This is a genomic window from Lachnoclostridium sp. An138, assembly GCF_002160765.1.
GTDB lineage: Bacteria > Bacillota > Clostridia > Lachnospirales > Lachnospiraceae > Laedolimicola > Laedolimicola faecalis.
The window spans coordinates 1-3,345 of the sequence record NZ_NFLF01000047.1; the positions used below are offsets into that span (position 1 = coordinate 1).

Annotated in this window: 4 protein-coding genes; all 4 read right to left on the bottom strand. The window is 47.2% G+C overall.

All coding sequences use genetic code 11. From position 1 onward, the window contains the following. Nucleotides 1–220: 220 nt before the first annotated feature. Complete coding sequence (locus tag B5E82_RS17675; protein ID WP_087308833.1) at nucleotides 221–673, bottom strand: hypothetical protein; 453 nt, start codon at nucleotides 671–673, stop codon at nucleotides 221–223. Nucleotides 674–794: 121 nt separating this feature from the next. Beyond that, entirely contained in the window at nucleotides 795–2,372 is a 1,578-nt protein-coding gene (locus tag B5E82_RS17680; RefSeq protein WP_087308834.1) for a recombinase family protein, read from the bottom strand. Between the two features lie 145 nt (nucleotides 2,373–2,517). After that, a complete protein-coding gene (locus B5E82_RS17685) occupies nucleotides 2,518–2,712 on the bottom strand; it encodes a hypothetical protein (protein WP_002334813.1) in 195 nt (64 codons plus the stop codon). 72 nt (nucleotides 2,713–2,784) lie between these two features. Beyond that, the coding region (locus B5E82_RS17690; RefSeq protein WP_206415752.1) for a plasmid recombination protein at nucleotides 2,785–3,345 on the bottom strand (561 nt) is incomplete at its 5' end.

A 3,345-nucleotide genomic window follows, 5' to 3' on the forward strand; every position in this document is an offset into this window, starting at 1 on the left:
TAACGCCGATGGAGAAATATGAGTTGTACTGTGCTGCATGAAATATGGCCAGCAACGCTTAGCTGCTGGCCGGAAAAATTTTATATTTTTTCTCTGTCCTCTTGACGGGGAGCAGTTCACAATGATTTCCTGCTCGGTGGTGCTGCCGGTGACGGCTGGTATTCAGTTTTGAAAGTTCGGATCAGGATGGTTCGATAAATTAGGATAAGTTTTTCCTTTGTTATTTGTCTTTTTTATTTTGATCATAGCGTTTCTTATTCCACAACGAACCTACCAACATACCGATTGCAGAGATTATCGCTCCTGCTACAATCATTCCAAAGTCTGGGGCATTCAGTTTGTTAAACGCAATGTTGTTTGCCATTTTAAATGTACCATATTCAGCAAGCATATACATTGCGCCAAAGAAAATTGTAAATGCCCATTTTCCTTTTCCCCAAAAGTCGTTTTTACCAATAACAACGGACACAATAAATGTTGTTACAGGAAGAACAATCCAAAGGAACATCAAACTGTAACCCATAGCGTCGCTTCCGCTTGTAAAGAACCAAAACACAATCATTGCGAACGCCCAAATCAACAGATAGGAGAGAACTGTAATAATTTTGTTTTTGTTGGTGTTGCTTTTTACAACATTTGTGCTTTCTTCGAGGTAATCATAATAGGTTTTCATTTTTTGTTGTCCTTTCAATAAATAGTCAAGAGAGACATCGTAGCATTCACTCATTTTTATGACACTAATAATATCCGGCAGAGAATTTCCGGTATCACATAGTTAAAGATATTGGTATCATTCAATCAATTTTGCCGATAAAGCGGTAGAAGATTTCTACCTCCTGTTCCCGGCTTCCGTCCTCACCTTTGACCGCTTCATGGACAACGATTTTTTCAATCAGCGTATTCAAAAGTTCGGCGGTCAGTTCTGCTGGATTGACGCACTCTTTCATCAAGGCAATCCATTTTTCTGCGTCTGCGGCGTTCTGGCTTTCAGTGGCGATAGCGGATTGAAGCTGTTCAATCTTTGTGTCCAGTTCAGCCTGTTCGCTTTGGTACTTCCCGGACAGCATAGAGAAGTTGTATTCCGTGATACGCCCCGCCGCCCAGTCCTCATACATCCGGGCAAACAGGGTATCAACTTCGGATTTCCGCTTCTCTGCCTTTTTCAGTTCGGCGGCCTGCTTCTTTCTTGCGGCGGCCTGTCCCTTGTCATTGGCGTTTAACAGCCGCTTCAAGAGCCGTTCTTCATCATGCTGTACCAGCCCCGACCAGTATTGCAGACGGGAGAGGACATAGGCGTAAAGCACATCATAGCGGATATAGTGCATGGAACATTGGCGTGTGCCCTGTCCGTACTTGCTACAATGATAATGGCCGTAAGGCTTGCTGTTCTGCCTGTTCTCCCCATAGGACAGCGACCAGCCGCAATCCGCACATTTTACCAATCCGGAAAAAATCTGCGTTGTACCATCCTTGCACTTCCTACGGCGGCTTGCTATCTGCTCCTGTACCTGCCGGAAAACCTGTTCGCTGATAATCGGCTCCTGCGTGTTCTCCACCCGCACCCATTCACTTTGGGGCTTGCGTACCCTCCGTTTGTTCTTAAAGGAAATGTTCGTTTCCCGGTAGTGGATGGTATGGCCGATATAGGTTTCATCTTTCATAATACTCTTGACCTGGGCTATCGTCCATGCGTAGCTTTTTTCCTCCGGCGCACCCGCATAGATGTTTGCGAAAGTCCCGTCACGCTGGAAGTTGATAAATCCCGGAGTGGGAACCTTTTCCGCAATCAGTATGCTTGTGATACTGGCCGCCCCTCTGCCATGAATGGCAAGGTCAAAAATCTTCTCCACTATCCAACGGGTTTCCTCGTCGATTATCAGCTTGTTTTTGATTTCCGGGTGTTTCCTGTACCCGATGGGAGCATAGGCGCCGATACGCTGTCCTGTGGCAAACTTCGCTTTGAAAGCGGCCTTTACCTTGCGGCTCGTGTCTTTCGCAAACCATTCATTGAACAGGTTCTTGAATGGGACAAAATCAGAAAGCCCTTTCTCTGTGTCCTCATTTTCCGCAACGGCGATGTAGCGCACCCGTTTTTCCGGGAACAGAAATTCCAGATAGTAGTCCATCATCACATGTTCCCGCCCGAAACGGGAAAGGTCTTTCGTAACAATGCAGTTTACTTTTCCGGCTTCCACATCGTCCATCATGCGCTGAAAATCCGGGCGTTCAAAGTTCGTCCCCGACCAGCCATCGTCCACATACTCACCGACTACATGAAGCCCCTGTTCCTTTGCGTACTGTTGCAGGATTGTCCGCTGTGTTTCAATGCTTACGCTGTCACCATAGTTTTCATCGTCCCGGCTCAATCTCATATAAAGCGCCGTGTTGTAAATCGTAGTATTGTAAGGTTGTTTCACCGTTAAAAATCCTCCTTCTAAAGAAACAACCCACGCTTACAATACTTTTGCTCTATGGCAATTATATCATAAGCGTGGGCGTGTTATCAATGATGGGCTATCAGGTTGAAGCGGCTTTTTCTGCGGTATGCCGCACCACATCTACAATCAGATCACCGAGGGGCTTCCCGCCTGCGGCGAAGTGTTCGGAGATTTTTATACGGTTGTTCCCACATACAAAATACTGCGTGCCGTTCTCTGCTTGTATGACCTGCCCTGTCCGGGGTGTAAAAATATCGCTTTCGCTTTTTGCCATCCAGTGTCCTCCATATTCAGTTTTCAAGGTACAATGCCGCACAGGGGCGGCGAAAATTTCTGCTTATAGCTATCACCTTTCCTTTACCGTGTGTCGCTGCTGACGTTTCAGTTCCGCCAGTATATCCGGCGGGATACGGTCAACCAGCCGCTGTAAATTGTCCAGTTCGCTTTTCAGCTTTGCCCGTTCCATCGTATCTTTCATCTTGCCTTTTTCACTGGCCTTTGCCCTTGCTTCCAGCTTTTCATTTTCCGCCAACAGGTCATTGATTGTGACCTTGTACTTTTTCAACTGCCCGGAGAAATTCTCCATCTGCGGGAACCACTTTTTCAGCATGGAGAGGGCTTCCTCTTTTTTCTTTCCGGCGTTCAGCGGGTTAATGCCGTCAAGGGCGGCTTCAATGGCTCTGGCCTGTTTGGAGAGGGAAACCGCCTGTTTGAAAAGCCGGGTGGGGATATGCTTCCGGCCTGTCTTGCTGGCACTTTCCCCACGCTCCAAGTCGGGATATTTCTCTACCATATAGGCGTGAAAATCGTCCTGCCACTTCGTCAGGTTTGCCCGGTTGCCGATAATCTCCTTTGCACACAGGCGGTTGTCCTTTGTCAGCGGAACAAAGGTCAAATGCAGGTGGGG